Source organism: Hartmannibacter diazotrophicus, assembly GCF_900231165.1.
Lineage (GTDB): Bacteria > Pseudomonadota > Alphaproteobacteria > Rhizobiales > Pleomorphomonadaceae > Hartmannibacter > Hartmannibacter diazotrophicus.
Window position 1 is genome coordinate 4,733,926 of record NZ_LT960614.1, and the last position, 25,937, is coordinate 4,759,862.

The following is a 25,937-nucleotide window of genomic DNA, read 5'->3' on the forward strand; positions in this document are numbered from 1 at the left end:
CCGTGACCGACATCAAGACCACGAACGAGGATGCCCTCGGCCTGTCCGGCCTTGTCCGTCTGGCAGCCTGGCTCTCGCCCGCCTTCCCGGTTGGCGCCTACACCTATTCCCACGGGCTGGAATGGGCGATCGAGGCCGGCGATGTCACCGATGCGGCAAGCCTTGAGGCCTGGATCGCGGCCATCCTGAAGCATGGCGCGGGGCGCTCCGACGTCATCCTCTTCGCCAATGCCTGGACGGCGGCCGCCCACGCGGATTTCGACCGGCTGGAGGAGATCGCCGGACTCGGCCTTGCCCTTTGCCCGACGAAAGAGCGGCGCCTTGAGGCGACCGCGCAGGGGCGCGCCTTCGCCGGCACCGTGGCCAAGACCTGGGGCGCGCCAAGTCTCGAAGCCCTCGGCCAGTCCGGCGAGGCCATCGTCTATCCGGTGGCGGTCGCAGTCGCTGCCGCCGACCATGGCGTGCCGCTCGTTCCCGCCGCGACCGCCATGCTTTCCGCCTTTGCCGCCAATCTCGTCTCCGCTGCCGTGCGCGCCGTGCCGCTTGGCCAGACCGACGGCCAGCGCGTCACCGCCCGCATGGAGCCGGTCATCCACGAGGTCGTGACCGAGGCCGCCCTTTTGCCCCTGGAGGAGATCGGTGGCGCGTCGCTTGCCGCCGACATCGCCTCCATGCACCATGAAACCCAGTATACGAGGCTCTTCCGCTCATGATGGCGTCCGCAACCAAGTCTCCCAACGGTCCCCTGCGCGTCGGCATCGGCGGCCCGGTCGGCTCCGGCAAGACCGCGCTGATGGACGCGCTCTGCAAGCGCCTCAGCAAGAGCTACGAGATCGCCGCGATCACCAACGACATCTATACCAAGGAAGACGCCGAGTTCCTGACCCGCTCCGGCGCGCTGCCGCCCGAGCGCATCCTCGGCGTGGAGACCGGCGGCTGCCCGCACACCGCGATCCGCGAGGACGCCTCGATCAACCTTGCCGCCGTCGCCGATCTCGAAAAGGCCTTCCCCGGCCTCGACGTGATCCTGATCGAATCCGGCGGCGACAATCTGGCGGCCACCTTCTCGCCCGAACTGGCCGACATCACCATCTACGTCATCGACGTTTCGGCCGGCGACAAGATCCCGCGCAAGGGCGGGCCCGGCATCACCCGCTCGGACCTGCTCGTCATCAACAAGATCGACCTTGCCCCGCTCGTCGGCGCCTCGCTGGAGGTGATGGACCGGGATTCGAAAAAGATGCGCCGCGACCGGCCCTTCGTCTTCACCAACGTTCGCGCCGGCGATGGCGTCGACACGGTGCTGGCCTTCATCGAGGAGGCCGGCGGTCTGAAGGGCTGAGCCACTTCGCCGATCGGCCAAAAATCCTGTGCCAATGGCGCGCATTGCAGCCGGCGGAAAACTGTCCTAACCAGCCGGCTTCCCTGCCGGAAAGGCCGCAGCCATGACCACGACCAAGCTCTCCGTCAACGTCAACGCCATCGCCCAGTTGCGCAACCGGCGCGACCTGCCCTGGCCGAGCGTCACCGGCCTTTCCGCCATCGCCTTGGAAGCCGGCGCCTATGGCATCACCATCCACCCGCGCCCGGACCAGAGGCATATCCGCCGCACCGACGTCTTCGACCTGCAGAAGCTCCTGCGCGGCGAGTGGAAGGACAAGGAATTCAACATCGAGGGCTATCCGACCCACGAGTTCCTGGAGCTTTGCGCCCTCGCCCAGCCGGATCAGGTGACGCTCGTTCCCGACGATCCGTCGCAGTCGACCTCCGACCATGGCTGGGACACGCAGGAAAACGCCTCCTACCTGAGCAGGATCATCGACCAGATCCATACCTTCGGTGCGCGCGTTTCGGTGTTCGTCGATGCCGATGCGGGCATGGCGGAAGGCGCGGCGAAGACGGGCGCCGATCGGGTCGAATTCTACACCGGTCCCTACGGACACGCCGTCGATCCCGATGTCCAAGACGCCGAACTGAAGAAGCTGGCCGAAGCCGCCGAGGCGGCCCGCACGGCGGGCCTTGCCGTCAACGCCGGCCATGACCTGACGCTTGCCAATATGCCGAAGCTGAAGGCCGCGATCCCTTATCTCGCCGAGGTCTCCATCGGCCACGCGCTCACCGCCGATGCGCTCATCTACGGCATGGCCGAGACGATCCGGCTCTACCGCGAGGCCTGCGGCGATCCGGTCCGCTGATTGCCATCAGATATCAGGCGGCGCGGTCCTTGGCCGACTCGCCCAGCGCCATTCTCACGGCCGCCGCAGCATGGATCGCCGTGGAATCGAAGCCCGGAAGTGGCAGATTGGCGGGGTCGAGGATCAGGCAGATCTCCGTACAGCCGAGGATGACGGCGTCCGCGCCGTCCGCCTTCGCCTGCTCGATCAGGCGGAGAAGGGCGGCACGCGACTCCTCACGCACGATCCCGGCGCAAAGCTCGTTGAAGATGATGTCATGGACCAGCGCACGGCCAGCCGCATCCGGCGTCATCGGCGAGAGGCCATGCCGTGCCATCCGCTCGGTATAAAAGCCGTGCTCCATCGTGTAGCGCGTCGCAAGCAGCAGCGGACGGCGCACGCCCGATGCCCTCAGCGCGGATGCCGTCTCGTCGATGATGTTGATGAGCGGAATGCTAATTTCGCCGGCGACCTCGTCCGCGACGAGATGCATCGTGTTGGTGCAGATCAGGATGCAGCCGGCGCCGGCGCGCTCCAGCCCCTTGGCGACCGAGGCAAGGCGCTCGGCAGCCAGATCCCACCGGCCGGCCTTCTGCATGTCGACAATCGTCTGGAAGTCGACCGAATGCATCAGCACCTCCGCCGAATGCAGGCTGCCAAGCGCCGCCCGAACCTGCTCGTTGACGAGGCGATAGTAGACCGCGCTGCTCTCGAAGCTCATGCCGCCGATAAGCCCGATTGTCTTCATTGCCATCCTCTCCTCTTGCCGTAGCGCCAGCGCAGCAAGCGCCGTCCTGTCCGATGATGCAAGAGTGTCACGAGTTTCTTGCAAAAAGGATGCGAAAATCCGCGTCGTTGCAAGACATGACACAAACATCGGTATATAAAACGGAAGATCACGCCATGAATTTGCGATAATTCCACGAACGACGCGAGAATCCACCTCTATGCTCGATGACCGCGACCGCCGGATTTTATCGCTCCTCCAGCGCGATGCCTCCATCGCCATTGGCGATCTGGCCGAAAAGGTGAGCCTCTCCCTTTCCGCCTGCTCGCGTCGGATACAGCGCCTGGAGGCGGAGGGGTATATTGCCGGCCGCGTCGCCCGTCTCGACCGCGAGCGCATGCGCCTGCCGACGACCGTCTTCGCGCTGGTCAAGACGGCGCATCATTCCGCCGAATGGATGGAGAATTTCCATCGCGCCGTCGCCGACATTCCCGAGATCGTCGAGGTCCACCGGCTCACGGGCCTCTACGACTATCTCCTGAAGATCGTCCTGCCGCGCGTGGAGCATTACGACGTCGTCTACAAGGCCCTCGTCCGCAAGGCCGAGCTCTTCGACGTTTCGGCGTCGATCTCCATGGAGGCGCTGAAGGAAGCGGGCCCGCTTCCCGTCGGCTACGCGCAATAGCAGCCGTTGTCCGCCGCCGGTGAGCTCGGCGTCTTTCGCCAAGACCTGTGGCGCAAAATCCGTTTCCCCAACCCGGCTGTCCGGCTATAGATCCGCCCCATGCTCGTCCGCTCGCTTCTCTTCAACGCCCTGCTCTATCCCTACATGATCGTCTCGATGATCGTGTGCTCGCCCGCGATGCTCCTGCCGCGCGGCTGTGTGGTGGGTCTTGCCAAATTCTGGTGCCGCACGGCCATGGCCCTGCACCGCGTCACCACCGGCGTCCGCCACGTCTATACGGGCCGCGAGAACATTCCCCAGGGAGCGTTGCTCGTCGCCTCCAAGCACCAGTCGATGTGGGAGACCATCGCGCTGATGGCGCAGTTCGGCGACGCGGTCTTCGTCCTGAAGCGCGAGCTGATGTGGATCCCGCTCTTCGGCTGGTGGATCAGGCGGCTCGACATGATCCCGGTCGACCGGGGCAAGGGATCGGCCGCGCTTGCCAAGATGACCGAGGCAACGCGCAAGACGCTCGCCCAGGGCCGTCAGGTGCTGATTTTCCCCGAGGGAACACGCCGGGAGCCCGGTGCTGAGCCGGCTTACAAGATCGGCATCGCCCGTCTCTACGCCGATCTTGGCGTGCCCTGCCTGCCGGTCGCGCTCGACTCCGGCCTCGTCTGGCAGCGCCGCCGCATGGTCCAGCGCAAGGGCACAATCCACGTCGATTTCCTTGAGCCGATCGCGCCGGGTCTGCCGATGCGGGAGTTCTTCCACCTTCTCCAGGACCGCATCGAGGCCCGTTGCGACGAGCGCCTGCTGGAAGCTGGACAGGAGGGGGTCGAGGGATTGCCCGCCGCCGCCCGCGCCCGCATCGCCTTGCTCAAGGCACAAGCGAAAGCTGACTGACCGGGACGGTCAGGAGACAGCCCTCTCCTCGCGCTCCAGAGACCGCAGTTCCTCGGCAATGGCCGAGACCTCGTGATCGCGGATGCCGAGTTCCACCAGATGATCGGCAGTCGCCAGCACATAGTCCGGGTTGCGCCCGGACTGGCCGGCGCTGCGGCGCACGATGTCGATCCGTGTCGCATGGTCGAGCCGACCGGCATATTGGTCGTGGCGATGATCGACGAGATAGGTCAGCGCCGGCACAATCAGCTTCTCCGGCTGAAGCAACCGAACGGGACGGATCGCTTCCCGGTAGACGGCCGTCACCTGTTCGCGCGCCCTCAGATAAGCGACCACCTCCTCCCGGTCGGCGGCATCGACCTCGAAGGCAAGCCCCCGGCAGGCCCCGCCCCGGTCGAGCCCGAAGACGAGACCCGGCCGCTCCCGCGTCCCCCGATGCACCCAGGAGTAAACGCAAAGCGAGCGATGCGCGCCGTGGAGCAGGGCCGGCAGAGCGCGTCGATGCGCAAATCCCGGCCGCCACATCAGCGATCCGTAGCCGAAGACATAAAAGACGTCATCCATGCGCCATTTTCCCAAGACAGCCTGATCCTTGCCGTTCACATGGCGCGGAAGGGCGATTCGCCCAGTTCCGGCCAGCGCGGCCACATGAACTACAGCATAGTCCGCCAAAGTTGATCAGACCTGACCGGGAGGCGTAGTGTCAGGCGGCCGGCGGCTGGCTGCGCAACGGGTCGCAAAGGCAAGAATGGCCGGCGCGATGCGCCCAGACGGGCCAGGGCCGCTTCGAAACAATAGAAAAGGGTGATCGATCCTTCATGTCACGCAGCATCAAGATTCTCGCCGGGCTCGGCGCGGTCGTCGTCGTCGCCTGGACCGGCGGCTGGTTCTATCTGAAGGATCAGACCGATCAGGCCATCACCCGGAATCTCGAATCGCTCGCGGCCATCGGCACGAAGGTGACCTGTGATGAGCGCTCCATTTCCGGATGGCCTTTCCGGATGGTGGTCAGTTGCGAAAAGCCGTCGATCGAACTGGCCGACGGCAACAGTGTCAACGCGGCGAGGCTTGTCGTGACGGCAGCCGTCGACAACTGGCAGCTGGCCCTCGCCAACATCGTCGGGCCGCTGATCGTGACCGCGCCGGACACCAGCACGACGACGGCGACCTTCGCCGATCTTCATGCCAGCCTGCGCCATCAGGGCGGCGACCCCGAGCGCCTCTCGGTCGTCGCGGACGACCTCACCGTCGAGACCAGCGCGCCGATGCGCCCGACGATGAAGATGACCGCCGCCCATGGCGAGTGGCATGTCCGGCCGGACCCGGCGGACGGCAGCCTCGATCTTGCGGCCATGCTGCGCGGCAGCGAGGGCGACGTCGCCGGTCAGCAGCTTCTGCCGGTTCCCGCCGACATCGACGCCATCATGCGGGTCGAGGAGCCGCGCATGCTCGTCCCCCTGACTGAGGCGAGCCTGCCGCTCTGGCAGCAGGCGGGCGGCAAGGTCGATGTCGACAGCCTCGCCCTGAAGCTCGGCGATGTCTCCCTCTCCGGCAAGGGCAGCGTCACCCTCGACGACCTCGGACGACCGGACGGCGAGATTCGCGTCGAGGCGGACGGCCTCAAGGCCTTCGGCACGCTGTTCGCCTCCGGCAAGGACGCGCTGGTGCCGCTCGCCCCACTGCTGACCGCCTTCCTCGTCTTCGGCGAGCCGGCCGACAACGGCGCCCGCGCGATCACCGTCACCGCGAAGGACGGCAAGGTCAGCGCCGGCGGCCAGTCTCTCGGCGGGATCGGCTCGCTCTATGCGTCGAGATAGGCGCCAAGATAGACGCTAGGCGCCCCGCCCGGTCAGAGCGTGATCGTGTAGAATTTCGTGTCGACGGCAATCAACGGAAAGCTCTCCGGCAGGTCCGCCTTCGCGATCTCGGCGAAGCCGTTCTTCTCGTAGAAGCGATGGGCGGCGTGGAACTTGTCGGTCGTGCCGAGGAAGACGGACCTGATGCCGCGCTCGCGCGAGGTCGTCAGCAGGCGCTCGAGCAGCCCGCTTGCGACGCCACGCTCCCGCCCTCGCCATTCGGCGGCGACGAACATCTTCCTGAGCGCGCCGAGCTTGTCGCCGATATCCTTGAGCGAGATCGTGCCGACGATGCGCCCCTCATCCGTTACAGCGACCCAGAAGTCCCCGAGCCCGGTCTGGTAGAAATCCGGGATGGCCTTCAGATCCGGCTGGTCCTCCGCGGTGATCGCAACGCCGAACTCATCCTGCTGGATCGGCAGGATGAGGCCGATGACACCATCGGCGTCCCTTGGCTCGAAGCGGCGGATCTCGATCGTCATCGTGATAGCCTCACCCGGTCAGCGCTCGCCGCCGCGCCCGAAGTCCGGCGCCTCGGTCTCCTGGCCGAGATCGATGATGCCTCGCCGGATGGCGCGCGTGCGCGTAAAGAGATCGAACAGCTTGTCGCCCTCGCCCCATCGGATCGCACGCTGCAGGGCGATCAGGTCCTCGGTGAAACGCCCGAGCACCTCGATCACCGCCTCGCGGTTGTTGAGGAAGACGTCGCGCCACATGGTCGGGTCGGAGGCGGCGATGCGGGTGAAATCGCGAAAGCCACCGGCTGAGAATTTCATCACCTCCGACTCGGTGACGGCCTCAAGGTCGTCCGCCGTGCCGACGATGTTGTAGGCGATCAGATGCGGCACATGGCTGGTGATGGCGAGCACCAGGTCGTGGTGCTCCGCGCTCATGCACTCCACCATCGCCCCCAGAGCGGTCCAGAAGCCGATGAGCCTTTCCTTTGCCGACTCATCGACATCGTCCGGCGGCGTCAGGATGCACCAGCGCTTGACGAAGAGATCCGGCAGGCCCGCATCCGGACCGGAAAATTCCGTGCCCGCCACCGGGTGGCCGGGAATGAAATGGACGCTCTTCGGCAGGTGCGGCGCCATCTGCGCGACGACCGAGCCCTTGACCGAGCCGACATCGGAAACGATCGCGCCGGGCATCAGGCCGCGGGCAATCTCGCGTGCCACGTCGCCGCTGGCCCCGACCGGCACGCAGCAGATCACCAGATCGGCGTCCTTCACCGCCGCGTCGGCGCCGGCATGGTAGCTGTCGCCAAGGCCGAGTTCCTCGGCCCGGGCAAGATTGGTCGGCGAGCGGTCCGCGATCGCGATATGCCTGGCGAGCCCACGCTTCCTCGCACCGAGCGCAATCGAGGCCCCGATCAGGCCGATGCCGATGATGGCAAGGCGCTCGATAGGCTGAAAGTCCTTCGTCTCGACTGTCCCGTTCACGACCCGGCTCCGCTCAGAAAATCCTTCAGCGCCGCAATCACCGCCCGGTTCGCCTCTTCCGTGCCGATGGTCATGCGCAGGCACTGCGGCAGGCCGTAGGAGGAAACCTGGCGCAGCACGAGGCCGCGCGCGACGAGGAATTCGTCGGCGTCCCCCGCTGTCCTGCCCTTTTCCTCCGGGAAATGGATCAGCACGAAGTTGGCGACGCTCGGCGTCACCTTGAGGCCGAGCGCCTCGATCTCCCGCGTCACGATCTCCAGCCACTCGTTGTTGTGGGCAACGGCCTGCTCGATAAAGGCCCTGTCCCGGATCGCCTCGGTGCCAGCGGCAATCGCCGCCGCCGAGACGTTGAACGGCCCACGGATGCGGTTGATGGCGTCGACCACATGGGCCGGGCCGTACATCCAGCCGATGCGCAGGGCCGCAAGGCCGTGGATCTTGGAGAAGGTGCGCGTCATCACGACATTCTCTGTCTCCGAGACAAGCTCGATGCCGGAGGCATAGTCGTTGCGGCGCACATACTCCGCATAGGCGGCGTCGAGCACGAGGAGCACATGCGGCGGCAGGCCTGCCTGCAGCCGCTTCACGTCGGACGACGTGAGATAGGTGCCCGTCGGATTGTTCGGATTGGCGAGAAAGACGACCTTCGTGCGCGGCGTCACCTTTTCCAGGATCGCATCGACGCTCGCGGTGCAGTCGGTCTCCTTGGCAACGACGGGCACGCCGCCGGCGGCAAGGATCGCGATCTTGTAAACGAGAAAGCCGAATTCCGTGTAGATGCCCTCGTCGCCCGGCCCGATATAGGCCTTGGTGATGAGTTCCAGGAGATCGTCGGAACCGTTGCCGCAGACGATATTCGCCGGGTTGAGGCCATGCATCGCGGCAATCGCTTCACGCAGCGCCGTCGACGAGCCGTCCGGATAAAGCTCCAGCTTGTCGGCGATGGCCCTGAAGGCCTCGATCGCCGCCGGGCTCGCCCCGAGCGGGCTCTCGTTCGACGACAGCTTGTGCAGCTTCACCCCCGCCGGCGCCTTGGAGCGGCCGGGCACATAGGCATCGATTTCCAGGATGCCGGGACGCGGGACGGGACGGGAAGCCTCGGACGACATGATGTTGGATAACTCCGAATGCGCACGTGCGGGATAAAACCCGATGATCGGGCGCATTCATAGGCAGGACGGGCGCGAAAGGCAAAGGGAATGACAGCCTTTCGCGGGACCGGGCCCCTCAGTCGCGGCACCATTCCTCGATGACGGCGCCCCAGACCGGGCAGTAGATGTCATCGTCCCACCAGGCTTCCGTCGAGCCGATATGATAGGTCACCGGCACCCACATGCGGTCGGACCGCTTCATCAGCACTTCCATCGTGGCGGGACCGTCATAGTCGTCGACATAGTAGCTGTCGCGCGCGGCAAGCGGCGTCTTCGCCATGTCGATCGGCTTGCCGCCCGGCCGCTGCGCCTTGACCATCGCGAAGGCGACATGGTCGTCGGTGCGCAGGGTGTCGATCACGAATTCCACCGGCGCGCCGAGCTGCCATTCGGCGATCGGCCGGATCGCATCCATCAGGTCCGCACGCAGTTCGCTGCCCCGCTTGGGCTCGAAATAGGTCTGGCCAAAGACCGGAAAGGCAAGCGCGCCAAGCATCGCGGCAAGAATGATGGGGCGGAACATGGCCGGTCTTCTCCACGGTTTCGGCAGGAACTCGACCTGCATCCTTCACACAAGACGTGACGATTTTCTCAACGGGCCCGATGAGACGTCCCGCCGCCGTTAGGGTATCGGCAGGCCGGCATTGCCTCTTCCGGGATTGACATCTCCCCTCCGACCTTCCTAGCTACGGGCCCTTGCGGATTATGCCAAAGGCCCCGATCTGCCCATTCCCGATTGCCTCTCTCACAGGCCAGGATGACGACCATGACCCAATCGGCCGCCATAGCCGATCTGGATGAAACCGAGCAGAAGCGCCGGTCCGAAGCCGACCGGCCGTCCAGCCTTGTCGAGCATTTCGGCACGGACGCACCGCTCAATCTCGACAGCGGCAAACAGCTCGCCCCCTGGCAGATCGCCTACACGACCGCCGGCACGCTCAATGCCGACAAGTCGAACGCGGTGCTCGTCTGCCACGCCCTCACCGGCGACCAGTATGTGACGAGTTCCAACCCGGTGACCGGCAAGCCCGGTTGGTGGTCGATGATGGTCGGCCCCGGCAAGCCGGTCGACACCGACCGCTTCTTCGTCATCTGCGCCAACGTCCTTGGCGGCTGCCTCGGCACCACCGGACCGGCCTCGATCAATCCGGAGACCGGCAAGCCCTACGCCCTGTCGCTGCCGATCATCACGATCGCCGACATCGTGCGCTCGCAGGCCGCCCTCGTCGACCGCCTCGGCATCGAGACGCTGTTTGCCGTCGTCGGCGGCTCCATGGGGGGCATGCAGGTGCTGGAATGGGCCGCTAGCTATCCGGACCGTGTCTTCGCGGCCGTGCCGATCGCGGCCGGTGCCCGGCATTCCTCGCAGAACATCGCCTTCCACGAGGTCGGCCGTCAGGCGGTGATGGCCGATCCGGACTGGTGCGGCGGCAACTACCTCGTCGAGGGCAAGAATCCCAAGAAGGGCCTCGCCGTCGCACGGATGGCCGCGCATATCACCTACATGTCCGGCCAGTCGCTCCACGCGAAATTCGGCCGCAACTTGCAGGACCGCGAACAGCTGACCTTCGGCTTCGAGGCGGACTTCCAGATCGAAAGCTATCTGCGCCACCAGGGCATGAGCTTCGTCGACCGCTTCGACGCCAATTCCTATCTCTACGTCACGCGGGCGATGGACTATTTCGATATCGCCGGGCGTCATGGCGGCGTTCTCGCCCGCGCTTTCAAGGGCACGAAGACCCGGTTCTGCGTCGTTTCCTTCACGACCGACTGGCTGTTCCCCACCGCCGAAAGCAAGATGGTGGTGCATGCCCTCAGCGCCGCCGGGGCGAACGTCTCCTTCGTGGAGATCGACTCACCGCGCGGCCATGACGCCTTCCTGCTCGACGAGCCGGAGCTTTTCGCCACCATCCGCGGTTTTCTGTCCGGCGCGGCAAGGGCACGCGGCATTCCCGGCCCCGCCGAAAGCGAGGCTGCCTGATGGCCGACGTCACCAGTTCCGTCCGCATCGACTTCCGCCTGATCGCTGAACTCGTGCACGACGGCGCACGCGTTCTCGATGTCGGCTGCGGCGACGGCGACCTTCTGGCCTATCTGGCCGCCACCTGCCATGTCGACGGACGCGGCATCGAGATCAGCCAGGCGGGCGTCAACGCCTGCGTCAAGCGCGGCCTTTCGGTCATCCAGGGCGATGCCGACCGCGACCTTGGCTATTATCCCGACCACGCCTTCGACTACGCGATCCTGAGCCAGACCATCCAGGCGACCCACGCGCCGAAAACGGTGCTGACCGAACTTTTGCGCATCGGCACGAAGGCCATCATCTCCTTCCCGAATTTCGGCTACTGGGACGTTCGCCGCCGGCTCCTGTTCGGCGGACGCATGCCGGTCAACGCAAAGCTGCCCTATTCCTGGCACGACACGCCGAACATCCACTTCTGCACCATCCGCGACTTCGTCGCATTGTGCGACGAAATCGGCGCGCATGTGGAAAAGGCCGTGGCCATCGATGGCGCGGGCAAACGCGTGCCCTTCAACATGCCCTGGTCCTGGTGGAATCTCTTCGGCGAACAGGCGGTGTTTCTGCTGTCGAAGAAAGGCTGACGCTATCGCGCCGCCTCCGTGACACGGCGGCGCGTCGTGAGACTGGCGGTCAGATCGCTGAAACGGTCGCCCTGGACGGCCACATGCGCCTTCAGGGCGCTGCGTGCCGCGGCCTCGTCTCCGGCAAGGATCGCGGCAAGAACGGCCCCGTGCTCGGCGACGGATGACCCGACGCGGTTGCGGACGCGAAGCTGCAGACGCCGATAGGGACGCAGCCGGCGATGCAGCAGGCCGCACTGCTCTTCCAGGAAACCGCTGTGGCTGGCCGCATAGACGGCCAGATGGAAAATCTCGTTCTCGTAGTAATAGGCGTCTGAATCGCCCGCCTTGGCCGCTTCCTCGCAGCGCGCATGCGCCTGGACCAGCGCCTCGCGGTCCGCTTCGGTGTGGCGACGGGCCGCCATCGCCCCGGCCATGCCCTCCAGTTCCGCCATCACCTCGAACATCTCGTAGAGCCGCTCGGGCGCGGGATCGGCGACGATCGCTCCCCGCCGCGGCCGGATTTCGACGAGCCCCGTCGCGGAAAGCTGCATCAGGGCTTCACGCACCGGCGTGCGCGAAACGCCGAAGCGCGTCGCAAGCTGCACCTCGTCGAGACGTTCCCCCGGCTCGTAGACGCCAGCGACGATGTCGTTCTCGATCTCGTCGCGCAGCTTGTGAAAGGTATTGGTACTCATCGATTCCCGCCCTGACGCCAGCAGTCATCCCTTTCTTGTATACAAGGAGATTGACATTGTCGACATGATAGTCCCACACTAGCCGCCATGCCGGACGAAGATCCGGACCAAAGGGAGGACCTCATGCGACAGATGATGAAGGGCATCGGCCTTGCGGCCGTGGTGGTAGCTGGCTGCGCCGTTGCTGGCGGCGCGTCGGCGGCAACGATCCTGAAAGCCTCGCACCAGTTTCCGGGCGGCAAGGGCGACATCCGCGACGAGATGGTGCAGATGATTGCGCGCGACGTGGCGGCCGCCAACGTCGACCTGGAGATCCAGGTCTATCCGGGCGCCTCGCTCTACAAGCCCAACGACCAGTGGAATGCCGTGACGCGCGGCCTTCTCGACATCACGTCCTTTCCGCTCGACTACGCCGCGGGCCGTCATCCGGAATTCTCCGCGACGCTGATGCCAGGCCTTGTCGGCAATTTCGACCGCGCCATGCGCCTCAACGATTCGCCCTTCATGGCGGACATCAAGAAGATCATCGACGATTCCGGGGCGATCGTGCTCTCCGATGCCTGGCTTTCGGGCGCCTTCGCCTCGACCAAGTCCTGCATCACCGCACCGGACACGGTGAAGGGGCAGGTGATCCGCGCCGCGGGTCCCGCCTTCGAGGAAATGCTGGCGGCGGCCGGCGCGTCGATCGCCTCGATGCCCTCGTCGGAAATCTACACCGGCATGCAGACCGGCGTACTCGATGCCGCCAACACCTCGTCGGCAAGCTTCGTTTCCTATCGCATCTATGAACTGGCGAAATGCCTGACGGCGCCGGGCGATAATGCCCTCTGGTTCATGTACGAGCCGGTGCTGATGTCGAAGAAGGTCTTCGACGGCCTCACCCCCGAGCAGCAGAAGGCCCTCATGGAGGCCGGCGCCAAGGCCGAAGCCTTTTTCAACGAGGAAGTCCGCAAGGGCGACCAGAAGCTGATCGACGCCTACACGAAGGCCGGCGTCGAGGTCACGTCGATGTCGAAGGAGAACTACGACGCCTGGCTCGAGATCGCCCAGCAGTCCTCCTACAAGAACTTCGCCGAGAAGGTTCCCGGCGGCCAGGAACTGATCGAAAAGGCCCTTGCGGTGGAGTGAGCACGGCAATCCTGCCGGCAGGGCAGGCGTTGCGGGTGACATGCCCGCGACCGTCCCTGCCGGCGCGTTGCACCCCAATTCCAACGCTTTTTCAGGATCCCCATCGCGATGGCGAGGACCTACATCCGCCTTGTCGGCTTTCTTTCCCGGTTTTTCGGCGTCATCGCGACCCTGCTGATGATCGCCTCGATGCTGGTCGTCTGCCAGATGATCCTGATGCGCTACGTCTTCCGGCTGCCGACCTACTGGCAGACGGATTTCGTGATCTTCGCGGCGACCGCCGCGATGTTCCTCGGCGCCCCCTACGTTCTTCTGAAGGGTGGTCACGTCGGCGTCGACGTCGTCGAGATGACGCTCTCCGGCCGACCGCGCGCCATCCTGAGGCTCGTCGGCAGCCTTCTGGGGCTTGCCTTCTGTGTCATCATGCTGGGGGCGGGCTGGATCCAGTTCCACGAAGCCTGGGAAGGCGGCTGGACCCATTCCAGCGTCTGGGCGCCGAGGCTCTGGATCCCCCTGAGCTCCATGCCGATCAGCTTCGCCATGCTCTGCCTGCAATACATTGCCGAGATCACGGCCCGCATCGGGGCCCTGCGCAATGCCGGCAGCGAAACGTCCACCCCCGCCGCCTCCGACCTTGCGGTCCATGGTGTGACGGTCCCCCCCGAATCTTCCGCCGATAACAGCCGGCGCACGCCGCTCAAGGAGGGCACGCGATGAACCCCGCCTTCGCCGGTCTCACCATCATTGCCGCCCTCTTCATGCTGCTCGGCACCGGCATGCCGATCGCCTTCGCGCTGGGGCTCGCCGCCTTCGCCGCCCTCTTCATCGAGAGCGGCTGGAACATCTTCTACGTCCTCGGCGACACGATGTTTTCCGGCATCGCCAACATCGCCTATGTCTCGATCCCGATGTTCGTGCTGATGGGGGCCGCCGTTGCCTCCTCGCCCGCCGGCGCCGATCTCTATTCGGCCCTCGACCGCTGGCTCAATCGCATCCCGGGCGGGCTGGTGCTGTCCAACATCGGCGCCTGCGCGATCTTCTCCGGCATGACCGGTTCCTCGCCGGCGACCTGCGCCGCCATCGGCAAGATGGGCATTCCGGAGATGCTGAACCGGGGCTATCCGGCGAGCGTCGCGACCGGCTCCATCGCCGCCGGCGGCACTCTCGGCATCCTGATCCCGCCATCGATCACCCTCATCGTCTACGGCATCTCGACCGAGACCTCGATCGGCCGCCTCTTCATGGCCGGCGTCTTTCCCGGCATCATGCTGACGGTGATGTTCATGATCTGGGCGCTCATCGACTGCAGCCGCAAGGGCTATCGCTTCGCGGGTCTCGATATCCGCTACACGCTGGCCGAGCGCCTCGCCGGCCTGCCGCGCATCCTGCCCTTCCTGCTGATCATCGCCGGCACGCTCTTCGTGCTCTACGGCGGCATCGCCACGCCGTCCGAGGCCGCCGGCGCGGGAGCGTTCCTGACGCTTGTCGTCGTCATCCTCGCCTACCGGCTGTTCCGCTTCCGGCCGGTCAGTGGCATCTTCGCCTCCGCGATGCGCGAGAGCGTCATGATCATGATGATCATGGCGTCTGCCGAACTCTTCGCCTTCGCGCTTTCCTCGCTCTTCATCACCCAGACCGTGGCCGCCGCGATCGCCGACCTGGAGGTCAACCGCTGGGTCCTCATGGCGGTGATCAACGTCTTCCTGCTTGTTGCGGGCATGTTCCTGCCGCCGGTGGCCGTGATCGTCATGACCGCGCCGATGCTCTATCCGATCATCACCCAGGCCGGCTTCGACCCCTACTGGTTCGCGATCGTCCTGACGATCAACATGGAGGTCGGCCTCATCACGCCGCCGATCGGTCTCAACCTTTTTGTCATCAACGCCATTGCACCGGGCGTTGCCACTCGCGACATCCTCTGGGGGGCCCTGCCCTACGTGCTGGTGATGCTTCTCGCCATCGTCATCCTGTGTCTTTTCCCGGGGATTGCCACCTGGTTGCCCAATCACATGATGGGGGTTTCGCAATGAACGGTGTTTCCTATTTCGCGGACATGCTGCAATCGATCGCCGACAGCAGCCGGCGCTTCCTGTCGCTGACCTCGGCAAGAGAGAACGAGCGCCACGAGATCGTCAGTCTCGGAAACATCAAGGCCAATTGCGAAACGCTGCTCTCCAGCCAGGGCGAAGCCTCCGGCATGGCGCTCGCCAAATCGATCCTCGACCGCTGGCAGCGTTTCGACGACGAGCGCAAGCGCGAATTCCTTGTGCTCCTCGCCGAGGAGTTCGGGGCGGACGAGGCGCGTCTGGAACTGGCGATCGACGCCTACCGCCTCAATCCGACCCCCGAAGCCATGCGGGAACTGCATCTTGCCGCCGAGCCGCGCCGGCAGGAACTGATCCGGCGGCTCAATCTCGCGCCGAAGGGGATCGCGACCCTCGTCGCCATGCGCGAGACGCTCCTGAAGATCAAGGCCGGTCACCCGCATCTGGAGGCGCTCGATGCGGACTTCGCCCATCTCTTCGTCTCCTGGTTCAATCGCGGCTTCCTGATGCTGAAGCCGATCAACTGGTCGACCCCGGCTGACATCCTGGAGAAGATCATCCGCTACGAGGCGGTGCACTACATCTCCGGCTGGGACGAACTGCGCCGCCGGCTCGCGCCCGAGGACCGGCGCTGCTTCGCCTTCTTCCACCCCCAGCTCGCCGACGATCCGCTGATCTTCGTCGAGGTCGCCCTGATGCGCGAGATCCCGGCCGCGATCGACGACGTGCTGAAGGAGGATCGCGAGATCGTGCCGGCCGACGAGGCAACGACCGCCGTCTTCTACTCGATCTCCAACTGCCAGGAGGGCCTGCGCGGCGTCTCCTTCGGCAATTTCCTGATCAAGCAGGTGGTCGAGGACCTGAGCCGCGAATGCCCGAAGTTGGACACCTTCGTCACCCTTTCGCCGGTTCCGGGCTTTGCGGCCTGGCTCAGCGCCGAACGGGCTGCGGAGACATCCGAAGCGTTCAATGAGGACGAACAGCAGAAACTTGCCGGCCTCGACAATCCCGACTGGGCGGCCGATGCCGCCGCCGTGGCAGCCCTCCAGCCCGCACTGACGCAGGCCGCGGCCTGGTTCTTCCTGAAGGCCCGGGGACGCGGCGGAAAGCCGGTCGACCCCGTCGCCCGCTTCCATCTTGGCAACGGCGCCCGGCTGGAGCGCATCAACATCCTAGGCGACCGCTCGGCTCGTGCCCTGAAGCAATCCCACGGGCTGATGGTCAACTATCTCTACAAGATCGACGAAATCGAAACGAACCACGAGGCCTATGCGGCCAAGGGTGAAGTGGCCGCCTCCTCCGCCGTGCGCAAGCTGCTGCGCGCCGAACGCTCCTCGAAGGACAAGGCAAGGAAGGACGAGGCGCCGAGAAACGCCAAGGCGATCAAGGATCAGGCTGCCTCGGACAAGAGCGACAAAGTCGCCAGGGAACTTACTCAATGACCAATCATCTCTTCAGCGCCATCGCCAAAGCTGCACGTGAGGCCGCCACCCCCTTCATTGAAACGGCGGACGGGAAGATCTGGACCTATGGCGACATGTTGGATTTTTCCGGGCGCCTTGCGTCGAGGCTCGTCGATCTCGGCGTCAAACCCGGCGACCGGATCGCCGTGCAGGTGGAAAAGAGCCCGGAAGCGTTGATGCTTTATCTGGCGGCCATCCGCGCCGGCGCCGTCTACCTGCCGCTCAACACCGCCTATACGCTTGCGGAACTCGACTATTTCATCACCGACGCGGAGCCCTCGCTCGTCGTCTGTTCGCCGAAGTCCGAGGCGGGACTGACGCCGATTGCCGGCAAGGTCGGCGCGACGCTGAAGACACTCGACGACAAGGCCGGCGGCTCGCTCCTGGACGGCCTTCCCGCGTCCAGCCCCTTCGCCGACGTTGCTCGCGGCCCCGACGATCTTGCCGCGATCCTCTATACGTCCGGCACGACGGGCCGCTCCAAGGGCGCGATGCTCAGCCACGACAACCTCCTCTCCAACGCGCAGACGCTGGTCGAGGAATGGCGCTTCACCGGGGCCGACCGGCTGATCCATGCCCTGCCGATCTTCCACACCCACGGTCTTTTCGTCGCCAGCAACGTGATCCTTTTGGCCGGCGCATCGATGATCTTCCTGCCGAAGTTCGATCCCGATCAGGTGCTGGCGCTGATGGCCTCATCGACGACGATGATGGGTGTGCCAACCTTCTACACCCGCCTCCTGCAGCATCCGGGCCTGACACGCGAGGCGACCCGCACGATGCGGCTCTTCACCTCCGGTTCGGCGCCGCTGCTCGCCGAGACCCATCGCCAGTTCGAGGACAAGACCGGGCACCGCATCCTGGAACGCTACGGCATGACCGAGACCAACATGAACACCTCCAACCCCTATGAGGGCGAGAGGATCGCGGGCACGGTCGGCTTTCCGCTGCCGGGCGTCTTGGTGCGCATCAGCAATCCCGACACGGGCAAGTCCGTTGCCGACGGCGGCATCGGCATGATCGAGGTGAAGGGCCCCAACGTCTTCAAGGGCTACTGGCGGATGCCGGAAAAGACGAAGGCCGAGTTCCGCGACGACGGCTTCTTCATCACCGGCGACCTCGGTAAGATCGACGAGCACGGCTACGTCCACATCGTCGGACGCGGCAAGGACCTCGTGATTTCGGGTGGCTACAACATCTATCCCAAGGAGGTCGAGAGCGAGATCGACCAGATCCCAGGCGTCGTCGAGAGCGCCGTCATCGGCGTTCCCCATCCCGATTTCGGCGAGGGCGTGACCGCCGTCGTCGTCCGCACGCCGGGGTCTTCGGTGGGCGAGAAGCAGATTCTCGAGGGTCTTGCCGACAAGCTCGCCCGCTTCAAGCAACCCAAGCGCGTGATCTTCGTCGACGACCTGCCGCGCAACACCATGGGCAAGGTGCAGAAGAACATCCTGCGCGACACCTATGGCGATCTCTTTGCGGCCGACGAGAAGGGACGGGCGGCGGTCTGACGCGAGCGACGACGCCGGAACGTTCCGGCATCGACCCTGTTGCGTTGCGGGCCAAGCGGCGCGATCATGACGGACCCATGACACGTAAGGTCCGGGAGAGGCTTTTGGACGAAATCGACAAGGAAACGCCGGACGAACACGGCGAGCGGCCCGTCATCGACAACATCGTCGCACCTGTGGACGGCTGGCCGAGCCCTCCGATGAAGCCACGCCCCGTAGCGGATCCGGCGCACGGGGCAAGAGCGCCCAAATTGGTCGCCTCGCGCGCATCGGGCCTTCCGGTCGTCTCCTTCGACCGCCACGAACTCTCCCAGATCCTGCGCGTCTACGGGCGCATGGTGGCGGCCGGTGAATGGCGCGACTATGCGGTCGATCACCTGAAGGACCGCGCCGTCTTTTCGATCTTCCGCCGGGCCAGCGAAGTGCCGCTCTACCGCGTGGAGAAGGAGCCCGCGCTGGCAAGGCGCCAGGGCACCTATTCGGTCATCAGCCAGAACGGCATGATCCTGAAACGGGGCCAGGAACTGGCCCGCGTCCTGCGTGTGATCGACAAGAGCCTCAAGCTGGTCGACTGAGCCAGACATCGGCAGCCGAAGCCGTCGTCCGGATCGAGGCGCTGAACGGCCAGGAATTTTGCAGGCGAGAAGCCGCCCGCCCGGCTTCGGACGGAGAAGCGAAGCTATCCCAGCGCCAGACGCGCCTTGGTGGCCAGATATTTCGCGTATTCGACGACCAGCAGCCGCCAGGTCCCCGGCTTCATGTACCAGGACTTGAGATCGTCCCCCACCGGCGAAACCGGATAGGGAATGAGCCGCATATGGGGCATGGCGCTGGCAAGCTCCAGCATCGAGCGGGGAATGTGGTAGGCGCTCGTCACCACGAGCAGCGAGCTGAATCGGTTGCTTGCGGCCCATTTCGCCGTCTGCCTTGCATTGCCGATCGTGTTCGCCGCCTTGCGGTCGAGATCGATGCAGCAGTCGAACAGGCTCTTCGAGGCATTGGTGATCTGGCCGATCTGCTTGGCGCGCGTGTCCGGGTGGACGCCGGAAATCAGCAGGCGGCTACCGCGACCCGCTTCCAGAAGGTCGACCGCGCCCTTCACCCGCTCGCTGCCGCCGGTCAGGACGACGATTCCGTCGGCCTTCAGTCCCGCCGGCGCACTCATCTCCGTGACCTCAGCCGCGTAACGCATGAAGTCGTTGGCCAGATAGCCGCAGAGCGCCAGTCCCAGGCAGAGGGCGACGATGACGAGCGAACGCACGCCGAAAATCCCGCCGCGCCGCGACAGGCGGCGGTCATCATAGCCGGTCTCGCTGTCTCCGGCATCGCTCATCAGAGGCACGGGTGTCATCGGCAGCATCGTCATCGCCGAAGCATCATATCAGAATAAGGTGGCATCACGGCAAGCTCTGACGAATACCCCTGTGATTCTTGCTGCCGACGACAAAGTTCCGGGTGAATTTTCATGGTGCATGGAAGATCTCCCGAACGGCCGCCGTCACTCGATTGCATGAAGAGCGCGATGAACGGCGAAGCGCGACGTCGCGGCAGTGAGAATGGCGACCGCGAAGACCAGCACGAGAACCAGCGCGTAGCCGACGGGCGAGACCGAAATACCGCCGAGGAAGGACGTCACCTGGTCCGCCTCCGGAATGCCCGCCGCCGAGCGCGTGGCCCAGTCCGCCAGCGCGAAGACAAGGATGGCCGCGCCGCCGCCGATGGCCGCGCCCTTGATGCCGAGCAGCAGGAAATGGCGCTGGAACTCGCGGGCGATGAACCCCGCCTCGGCGCCGACGAAATGCAGGACGCCGATCACGTCGCTGTTGCCCGCCATGGCCGCGCGGGTGGCGAAGACGACGGAGAAGACAAGCGCCGTCAGGACGAGAATGAAGATGCCGACGCCGCCGGCCACCATTGCGCCCGCCATCGCGCGCAGCCGGTCGATCCAGGCAAGGTGATCGTCGAGACTTCCGCCCCGCACCTGCCGGGCGACCTCCCGGCCCATGGCCGACAGGTCGATCTGGGTCGGATCGCTGATCTGGATGACGACGAGCCTCGGCACCGGCAGGGCGTTGAGATCGATCCCCGATCCGAGCCACGGCTCCAGGAGACGTTTGGTCTCGTCGTCGGTCAGCGCATGGGCCGAGCCGACGCCGGGAAACTCCTGTGCCAGCGCCACCGCCTTGGCAACCTCTCCGGCAAGATCGACGCCATCGACCGGGCGAACCTCGATCGTCAGTTCGCGCCCGATATCGCTGGCCCATGCGGTGGCCGCGTCATCGACGACGGTGACGGCGCCAAGCGTCAGGCTGGCCAGGAACGTCATGATCGCGATCACCAGCGTCAGCGCCCGCCCGGCGATCGACTGGGACGGAACGATGCTGGCGCCCTGCCAGAAGTCCGGCGTTGCGCCGTCGGCGCCTGCCCGGCGCCTGCGCGCATGCTTGCCCAGCCGGTCGCGAAGGGCGTCGTTCCGGCCGACGGTCACGTGAAAATCTCCATGCGCCCGTCTTCCAGCACCAGGCGCCGGGCATCGACCTGATCCATCAGATGCAGGTCGTGGGTCGCGATGACCACCGCCGTTCCAAGGCGGTTGAGCTCGATGAAGAGCCGCAGCAGCCGGCGGGCGAGCGGCGGATCGACGTTGCCGGTCGGCTCGTCGGCGAGCAGCAGTTCCGGCTTGGTGATCAGCGCCCGAGCGATGGCCGCGCGCTGCTTTTCTCCGCCGGAGAGGATCGGCGGCAGGACATGCATGCGCTCGCCGAGCCCAACCCACTTCAGGAGATCGATCACATCGGCCCGGTAGCTCGATTCCTCCATGCCGATCACGCGATAAGGCAAGGCCACATTCTGGTAGGTCGTCAGGTGATCGAGCAGCCGGAAGTCCTGGAACACGATGCCGATACGCCGGCGCACGCCGGGCAGTTCCCTCTTGCCGATGAGGCTCGTCTCGCGTCCGAAGACGGAAATCAGGCCGCGCGTCGGCCGCAGCGAGAGGAACAGGAGGCGCAAAAGGGTCGTCTTGCCCGCCCCCGAAGGACCGGTCAGGAACTGGAAGGAATGAGGGTCGATCTGGAACGAGAGATCCGTCAGGACCTCCGGCCCCACCCCATATCGCAGTCCTACGTTTTCAAACCGGATCACGAACCTGTCCTTGCGCGTTGGCGCGGAGACGCCTTGTCGGGCGACCATTGTCGCAGGGGCAATTTAAGGGTTCATTAATCATCTTGCCACGGCCTCCGCAGGCGGACCGCCTTCCGGGACGGCGCCATCCACGAAAACGCCTCCGATTGGTCCGGCCGCCTCGCTGCCGGGCATCGAAGCCGCGTCTGCCCGCCTGTAGCCCGGCTTCCAACTGAGTCGGCCCGCGAGAGCGCTGGATGCACGATGCAGCCTCCGCCGTCAAATCCGGCAATGGTTTGTCAACGGACGCCTGTCAAACTCACACCGAATCGTCTTGCCGCCAGCCGGGGCATATTCCGCTCAAGTTGATCGGACTTGAGCGACAGGAATAGGCGCAAGGTATTGGCGCTGGAACATTTCCCGGTCGATCGGGCGGTTGCATCGGCCGGGAGAGGACCCGGCGCTTTGCCGACCCAGGCGTAAGACCCCGAGCAGACCGGACGTTCTGGCAAGACAGACAGTCCAGCCGCCGGACCATCGAACCGGCAAGGCGAGACGGAAGCCATGAAGATCATCTGTCCCAACTGCGCCACCTCCTATGCCCTGCCCGATGGAGCCATCGGATCGGCAGGCCGCAACGTGCGCTGCAAGAAATGCCAGACGGTCTGGCTGGCAAAACCTCCCGAGGACCTTGAAGACGCCCCGGCAGCTGTAGCAGCGTCCGGCGCCGCAGCCGACACCTATCTCGCGGCCAAGGCGGCGGCCTCGGCAAGAGCCGAGGCGGACGGCGCGTCATGGGCCGGGGACGGCATGGCCGGCGAAACGGGCTCCGGAGACTTCGACGGCAGCGGCGAAGAAGACAGCGACGAGCAATCGGCCTCCGACGAGGAGGAGTCCGACAGCGAGACGGATGCTGCGGACGAGGCGCAATCCGGGGCCGGCGAAAGCGATCTCGATGCGGCTCTTGGAACCGGTCCCACGATCGATGCCGATCCGCCCGGTTTCGAGGCGGCGGATCGCCCGGCGATCAGACCCCGCGGAAAGAAGGCGAAGAAGAGGCCTCTTGCATCCGACAAGAAGCACCGCAAGCGCTGGGGCGCCCTGGCGGAGGTCGCCAGCGCGCTCATTGCCCTGTCCGGCATCGCCATTTTCGTCGGCGTGGCCATCGGCTTCCGCACCCCCATTGTCCGCGCGGTTCCGGACCTTGCCGGCCTTTATGCCATGGCCGGACTGGACATCAATCTTCGCGGCCTCGCCATCGAGGACGTGAAGAGCTATGGCAGCCAGGACGACGCCGGACCGCTGCTGGTCGTCCAGGGCGCCATCGCCAATGTGAAGGATGTCGCAACGCAGGTGCCGATGCTGCGGGTCAGCCTGCGCAACGCATCCGACCGCGAAATCTATGCATGGTCGGTGCTGCCGCCGAAAGACGTTCTTGCGCCGGGCGAGCGAATACGCTTTGAAAGCAGTCTTCCCGCCCCGCCGGATTCTGCGACCGATGTCGTCGTCCGCTTTTCCGACCGGAGGAAGATGTCGACGAGGAACAGATGACGTCAGCCCCCATTACCGTGCTTTATTCCGCCAGCCTGATCGACGCGCGCGTCCAGGCACTTGCGACAGAGATCGGCACGGCGGGCTATGACCGTCTCGTCGTCGTTGCCTTGCTCAAGGGAAGCTTCATCTTCGCCGCCGACCTCCTACGTGCCTTGCACGGCGTCGGGCTCGAGCCGGAGGTCGACTTCATGACGATCTCCAGCTATGGCGCGGAACAGGTGTCCAGCGGCAACCTTCGGGTCCTGCGCGACATCGAGACCGACGTTGCCGGCCGCGACGTGCTCATCGTCGACGATATCCTGGAGTCCGGCCGCACCATTTCCCACGCCAAGGCGCTGATGCTGGAGCGTGGCGCCCGCAGTGCGGATGTGGTCGTGCTTCTGGAAAAGCCCGGCAAACGCAAGGTCGAGATCGATGCCGACTACATCGGCTTCATCTGCCCAGACAAATTCGTCGTCGGCTATGGCATGGACGCGGGTCATGCTTGGCGGCAACTGCCCTATGTCGGCGTGATCGAGGAAACCGGAAACGGGCAAGGCTAGGCGGCCTTGTCGGCCGGATCGCCGGCCAGCCCGGAATTTCTCTCTCCATATCGGCCTGACGGGCCGGCCACGAATTGCCTTGCGCGCCCTCCCGGCACGATCCGGAGACAGCCGCCCGCACTGCCGCACAACTCTTTTTCAAGATTTGCAGTGCAGTTTGACGGTTAAGCGGATCGCTCCGTCTTTGGTAAAATCCGGAGCGTCTTGAGATATCCGATCAGCGAGATAAGAATATTTGTCCGATCAATCAGTCCTCGGATATCCGGGACTGGGCATCGGTCGGGAGACGGGCAGTCGTCACCCGAAAAATCGTCACTCGACACGAGACAATTTCGACCGGTCATGCGGCGGAACCGTTGGGTTCAACCGCATGCCGAACGAGGAGACCGGCAAGTCGCCGGTATTGGTCTCCTCATTGGCAACGCAAGGGAGCAAGGATTGGCGCATATTCTCCTGACAGAGGACGACGAGGCTGTCAGAGCCTTCGTGCGCCGGGCCCTGGAGATCGACGGCCATGACGTCACGCTCGCCGAGGACGGCGGCGCGGCGCTTGAAATCCTGCAATCGGGCGAAAAATTCGACCTGCTGCTCTCCGACATCATGATGCCGGTGATGGACGGTATCGGCCTCGCGCTGAATGTCGCGCGCGACTATCCGACCCTGCCGATCCTGCTGATGACGGGCTTTGCCGACCAGCGCGAACGCGCCCACAATCTCGAAGCCATCATCTACGACGTGGTGCCGAAGCCCTTCACGCTGGCGGAAATCCGCAAGGCCGTCCGCGAGGCTCTGGCGGCCGGCCCGCGCAAGCCCGAGGCCTGACAGGTCCGGGGAAAATCTCAGGCCGTCGTGTCGACCACAAGGCCCGTTCCGGGAGCCGGTGCGGCCTTCGCCGTTTCCTGGGCCGCATTGAGCATGGCAACAAGCGCGTCCCCGGCCTGCTTCTGCTGCTTGAGCGCCGCAATGCTCACGGTCTGCTGACGCGAGATCGCGTCCATGACAACGGACTGGGATGCGGAGGCGGCGTCCATCGGAGGACCTTTCAGCAACTGGCGATTGGTCCGACCCTGCCGCAGCCACCTTCACAAAGCGTTAAGATGGCCCGTCGAATCCACGCAGCCCGGCACCGGCGGCCGCAACCGTCACCGCGGACCGGAAAAGCCCGAGATGGCGAGCGGATTGTCTGTGATCGCCGCCTTGTCCGGCGTGTCGGGGGCCAATGCCCCGGTGATGCCGTCGAAAAGCTTGCGGACGAAATCCTCCGCGAGATCGTTGGTGATGAAGACGAGGCGCGTGCGGTGGTCCGCATCCGGCCAGGCGTCCAGGCGCGCCGGCGGATGGAACACCTCCTGCACGCCGTGCAGCACCAGCGGCCGGTCCGGATCCTCGGCGAGCCGCACGATCCCCTTCATCCGCAGGATGCGCGGTCCGTGCGCCGACCGCAGCAGATCGAGAAACATCTCCAGCGATCCCGCGCTGACGGCCCGGTCGGTCGCGAGGCTGAAGGAACGGATGTGATCGTCATGGCGGTTGACGTCATGACGATGGCCGTGATGCCCGCCATGAGCGCGGTCGCCGTGTTCCCCGCCATGATGCCCATGTTCATGATGCTCATGTTCATGGTGACCATGGTCGTCGTGGCCGTGAGGATGGTCCGCTTCGCCGCCCGTCTCGTAGGCCTCGGCCGCGAGCCACGCCCTGACATCCGCGATCTTGGTGTCGGCGTTCCAGAGCCCCGCGTTGAGAAGGGTCGCGGCGGTCGCCTCACCCTTGGCCGCCATGAGCCGTGGGGCTGCCGGGTTGAGCGCCGTCAGCCTGGCAACCAGTGCCGGCAGGCGTTCGGCGCCTTCCGGCAGATCGGTCTTGGTGATCACGAGCCGATCGGCGACGGCCACCTGCTTGACCGCCTCCTTGTGGGCATCGAGGGTCGCCGAGCCGTTCACCGCGTCGACCAGGGTGATCACGCCGTCGAGCCGGTAGCGCATGACGAGATAGGGATGCGCCATCACCGTCTGCAGCACGGGGGCCGGATCGGCGAGCCCCGTCGTCTCGATGACGACGCGCGTGAGCTTGTCGATGCGCTTGTTGTCGACCCCGCGCAGGAAAGTCTCCAGCGTGTTCACGAGATCGCCGCGGATGGTGCAGCACAGGCAACCGGAGGAAAGCTCCACGATGCCGTCGTCGCGCGCCGCGACGAAGAGATGATCGAGCCCGACCTCGCCGAACTCGTTGATGACGACCGCCGCGTCCTTCATCGCCGGATCGGCGACGAGCGCGTTGAGCAGCGTTGTCTTGCCGGCGCCGAGAAAGCCCGTGATGACGGTCAGCGGAATGGGTTCGGGGCGCTTGCGGGGTTCGGCCATGGCGGGA

General features: G+C 65.3%; 29 protein-coding genes. 17 read left to right on the top strand and 12 right to left on the bottom strand.

Translation table 11 applies throughout. The features are described from left to right. Nucleotides 1-2: 2 nt before the first annotated feature. From HDIA_RS21880 to HDIA_RS21890, 3 genes are all read left to right on the top strand, one after another. Nucleotides 3-713 carry an urease accessory protein UreF gene (locus tag HDIA_RS21880; RefSeq protein ID WP_245884023.1) on the top strand — a complete coding sequence of 237 codons (711 nt, stop codon included), beginning with the start codon at nt 3-5 and terminating at the stop codon, nt 711-713. Next, the gene (ureG, locus tag HDIA_RS21885) at nt 713-1,342 is read left to right on the top strand and encodes an urease accessory protein UreG (protein ID WP_197708190.1); all 630 of its coding nucleotides are present in this window, start codon (nt 713-715) and stop codon (nt 1,340-1,342) included. The genes HDIA_RS21880 and ureG overlap by 1 nt, the downstream gene beginning before the upstream one ends. 103 nt (nt 1,343-1,445) lie before the next feature. After that, nucleotides 1,446-2,195, top strand: coding sequence for a pyridoxine 5'-phosphate synthase (locus HDIA_RS21890; RefSeq protein WP_099558083.1), 750 nt, complete (start codon nt 1,446-1,448; stop codon nt 2,193-2,195). 13 nt (nt 2,196-2,208) lie between these two features. On the opposite strand, the gene HDIA_RS21895 is transcribed toward HDIA_RS21890, so the two are convergent. Further along, nucleotides 2,209-2,928, bottom strand: a complete 720-nt coding sequence (locus HDIA_RS21895; protein ID WP_099558084.1) for an aspartate/glutamate racemase family protein — start codon at nt 2,926-2,928, stop codon at nt 2,209-2,211. 193 nt (nt 2,929-3,121) lie between these two features. On the opposite strand from HDIA_RS21895, the gene HDIA_RS21900 reads away from it, so the two are divergent. Both HDIA_RS21900 and HDIA_RS21905 read left to right on the top strand, forming a co-directional pair. After that, the gene (locus HDIA_RS21900) at nt 3,122-3,586 is read left to right on the top strand and encodes an Lrp/AsnC family transcriptional regulator (protein ID WP_099558085.1); all 465 of its coding nucleotides are present in this window, start codon (nt 3,122-3,124) and stop codon (nt 3,584-3,586) included. A 99-nt stretch (nt 3,587-3,685) separates the two neighbouring features. Continuing rightward, nucleotides 3,686-4,471, top strand: a complete 786-nt coding sequence (locus HDIA_RS21905) for a lysophospholipid acyltransferase family protein (protein ID WP_099558086.1) — start codon at nt 3,686-3,688, stop codon at nt 4,469-4,471. Nucleotides 4,472-4,480: 9 nt separating this feature from the next. Here the strand turns inward: HDIA_RS21905 and HDIA_RS21910 are convergent, their stop codons facing one another. Then, nucleotides 4,481-5,035: a gamma-glutamylcyclotransferase gene (locus tag HDIA_RS21910; protein WP_099558087.1), complete on the bottom strand. Its 555-nt coding sequence runs from the start codon at nt 5,033-5,035 to the stop codon at nt 4,481-4,483. A 254-nt stretch (nt 5,036-5,289) separates the two neighbouring features. On the opposite strand from HDIA_RS21910, the gene HDIA_RS21915 reads away from it, so the two are divergent. Next, on the top strand, nt 5,290-6,288 hold the full coding sequence (locus HDIA_RS21915; protein ID WP_099558088.1) for a DUF2125 domain-containing protein: 999 nt from the start codon (nt 5,290-5,292) through the stop codon (nt 6,286-6,288). 32 nt (nt 6,289-6,320) lie between these two features. Here the strand turns inward: HDIA_RS21915 and HDIA_RS21920 are convergent, their stop codons facing one another. The 4 genes from HDIA_RS21920 to HDIA_RS21935 form a co-directional block, all read right to left on the bottom strand. Then, nucleotides 6,321-6,809 carry a GNAT family N-acetyltransferase gene (locus HDIA_RS21920; protein WP_099558089.1) on the bottom strand — a complete coding sequence of 163 codons (489 nt, stop codon included), beginning with the start codon at nt 6,807-6,809 and terminating at the stop codon, nt 6,321-6,323. A gap of 18 nt (nt 6,810-6,827) precedes the next feature. Beyond that, on the bottom strand, nt 6,828-7,733 hold the full coding sequence (locus HDIA_RS21925; protein WP_099559087.1) for a prephenate/arogenate dehydrogenase family protein: 906 nt from the start codon (nt 7,731-7,733) through the stop codon (nt 6,828-6,830). Nucleotides 7,734-7,765: 32 nt separating this feature from the next. Beyond that, nucleotides 7,766-8,878, bottom strand: a complete 1,113-nt coding sequence (gene hisC / locus HDIA_RS21930) for a histidinol-phosphate transaminase (RefSeq protein WP_099558090.1) — start codon at nt 8,876-8,878, stop codon at nt 7,766-7,768. A 118-nt stretch (nt 8,879-8,996) separates the two neighbouring features. After that, nucleotides 8,997-9,443: a hypothetical protein gene (locus HDIA_RS21935; protein ID WP_099558091.1), complete on the bottom strand. Its 447-nt coding sequence runs from the start codon at nt 9,441-9,443 to the stop codon at nt 8,997-8,999. A 243-nt stretch (nt 9,444-9,686) separates the two neighbouring features. On the opposite strand from HDIA_RS21935, the gene metX reads away from it, so the two are divergent. Continuing rightward, nucleotides 9,687-10,901, top strand: coding sequence for a homoserine O-acetyltransferase MetX (metX, locus tag HDIA_RS21940; RefSeq protein WP_162292679.1), 1,215 nt, complete (start codon nt 9,687-9,689; stop codon nt 10,899-10,901). Then, a complete protein-coding gene (gene metW / locus HDIA_RS21945) occupies nt 10,901-11,524 on the top strand; it encodes a methionine biosynthesis protein MetW (RefSeq protein WP_099558093.1) in 624 nt (207 codons plus the stop codon). Before metX ends, metW begins: the two co-directional genes overlap by 1 nt. A 2-nt stretch (nt 11,525-11,526) precedes the next feature. Here the strand turns inward: metW and HDIA_RS21950 are convergent, their stop codons facing one another. Further along, the gene (locus HDIA_RS21950) at nt 11,527-12,201 is read right to left on the bottom strand and encodes a GntR family transcriptional regulator (RefSeq protein WP_099558094.1); all 675 of its coding nucleotides are present in this window, start codon (nt 12,199-12,201) and stop codon (nt 11,527-11,529) included. A 132-nt stretch (nt 12,202-12,333) separates the two neighbouring features. Here HDIA_RS21950 and HDIA_RS21955 point away from each other — a divergent pair, with 132 nt between their 5' ends. The 6 genes from HDIA_RS21955 to HDIA_RS21980 all read left to right on the top strand — a co-directional run bounded on the left by HDIA_RS21955 (nt 12,334) and on the right by HDIA_RS21980 (nt 18,923). Next, nucleotides 12,334-13,329, top strand: coding sequence for a TRAP transporter substrate-binding protein (locus tag HDIA_RS21955; RefSeq protein WP_425432963.1), 996 nt, complete (start codon nt 12,334-12,336; stop codon nt 13,327-13,329). A 108-nt stretch (nt 13,330-13,437) separates the two neighbouring features. Next, nucleotides 13,438-14,046, top strand: coding sequence for a TRAP transporter small permease subunit (locus HDIA_RS21960; protein WP_099558095.1), 609 nt, complete (start codon nt 13,438-13,440; stop codon nt 14,044-14,046). Further along, nucleotides 14,043-15,359, top strand: a complete 1,317-nt coding sequence (locus tag HDIA_RS21965) for a TRAP transporter large permease (protein ID WP_099558096.1) — start codon at nt 14,043-14,045, stop codon at nt 15,357-15,359. Before HDIA_RS21960 ends, HDIA_RS21965 begins: the two co-directional genes overlap by 4 nt. Next, entirely contained in the window at nt 15,356-16,816 is a 1,461-nt protein-coding gene (locus HDIA_RS21970) for a malonyl-CoA decarboxylase (protein WP_099558097.1), read from the top strand. Before HDIA_RS21965 ends, HDIA_RS21970 begins: the two co-directional genes overlap by 4 nt. Beyond that, a complete protein-coding gene (locus tag HDIA_RS21975) occupies nt 16,813-18,348 on the top strand; it encodes a malonate--CoA ligase (RefSeq protein WP_099558098.1) in 1,536 nt (511 codons plus the stop codon). The genes HDIA_RS21970 and HDIA_RS21975 overlap by 4 nt, the downstream gene beginning before the upstream one ends. Before the next feature lie 200 nt (nt 18,349-18,548). Further along, nucleotides 18,549-18,923, top strand: a complete 375-nt coding sequence (locus tag HDIA_RS21980) for a DUF2794 domain-containing protein (protein ID WP_099559089.1) — start codon at nt 18,549-18,551, stop codon at nt 18,921-18,923. Nucleotides 18,924-19,027: 104 nt separating this feature from the next. Here HDIA_RS21980 and HDIA_RS21985 read toward each other — a convergent pair whose 3' ends face one another. From HDIA_RS21985 to ftsE, 3 genes are all read right to left on the bottom strand, one after another. Continuing rightward, entirely contained in the window at nt 19,028-19,699 is a 672-nt protein-coding gene (locus HDIA_RS21985; protein ID WP_197708064.1) for a YdcF family protein, read from the bottom strand. Nucleotides 19,700-19,846: 147 nt separating this feature from the next. Continuing rightward, nucleotides 19,847-20,836: a cell division protein FtsX gene (locus tag HDIA_RS21990; protein WP_099558099.1), complete on the bottom strand. Its 990-nt coding sequence runs from the start codon at nt 20,834-20,836 to the stop codon at nt 19,847-19,849. Further along, entirely contained in the window at nt 20,833-21,492 is a 660-nt protein-coding gene (gene ftsE / locus HDIA_RS21995; RefSeq protein WP_099559091.1) for a cell division ATP-binding protein FtsE, read from the bottom strand. Before ftsE ends, HDIA_RS21990 begins: the two co-directional genes overlap by 4 nt. A gap of 543 nt (nt 21,493-22,035) precedes the next feature. Between ftsE and HDIA_RS22000 the strand changes: the two genes are divergently transcribed. The 3 genes from HDIA_RS22000 (at nt 22,036) to HDIA_RS22010 (ending at nt 24,389) form a co-directional block, all read left to right on the top strand. Continuing rightward, complete coding sequence (locus HDIA_RS22000; protein WP_099558100.1) at nt 22,036-23,022, top strand: zinc-ribbon domain-containing protein; 987 nt, start codon at nt 22,036-22,038, stop codon at nt 23,020-23,022. Further along, entirely contained in the window at nt 23,019-23,567 is a 549-nt protein-coding gene (gene hpt / locus HDIA_RS22005) for a hypoxanthine phosphoribosyltransferase (RefSeq protein WP_099558101.1), read from the top strand. Before HDIA_RS22000 ends, hpt begins: the two co-directional genes overlap by 4 nt. A 438-nt stretch (nt 23,568-24,005) precedes the next feature. Beyond that, the gene (locus tag HDIA_RS22010; RefSeq protein WP_099558102.1) at nt 24,006-24,389 is read left to right on the top strand and encodes a response regulator; all 384 of its coding nucleotides are present in this window, start codon (nt 24,006-24,008) and stop codon (nt 24,387-24,389) included. 17 nt (nt 24,390-24,406) lie between these two features. Here HDIA_RS22010 and HDIA_RS22015 read toward each other — a convergent pair whose 3' ends face one another. Together HDIA_RS22015 and HDIA_RS22020 are read right to left on the bottom strand one after the other, a co-directional pair. Beyond that, entirely contained in the window at nt 24,407-24,598 is a 192-nt protein-coding gene (locus tag HDIA_RS22015) for a hypothetical protein (RefSeq protein ID WP_099558103.1), read from the bottom strand. Nucleotides 24,599-24,709: 111 nt separating this feature from the next. Then, the gene (locus tag HDIA_RS22020) at nt 24,710-25,930 is read right to left on the bottom strand and encodes a CobW family GTP-binding protein (protein WP_099558104.1); all 1,221 of its coding nucleotides are present in this window, start codon (nt 25,928-25,930) and stop codon (nt 24,710-24,712) included. Nucleotides 25,931-25,937 lie beyond the last annotated feature (7 nt).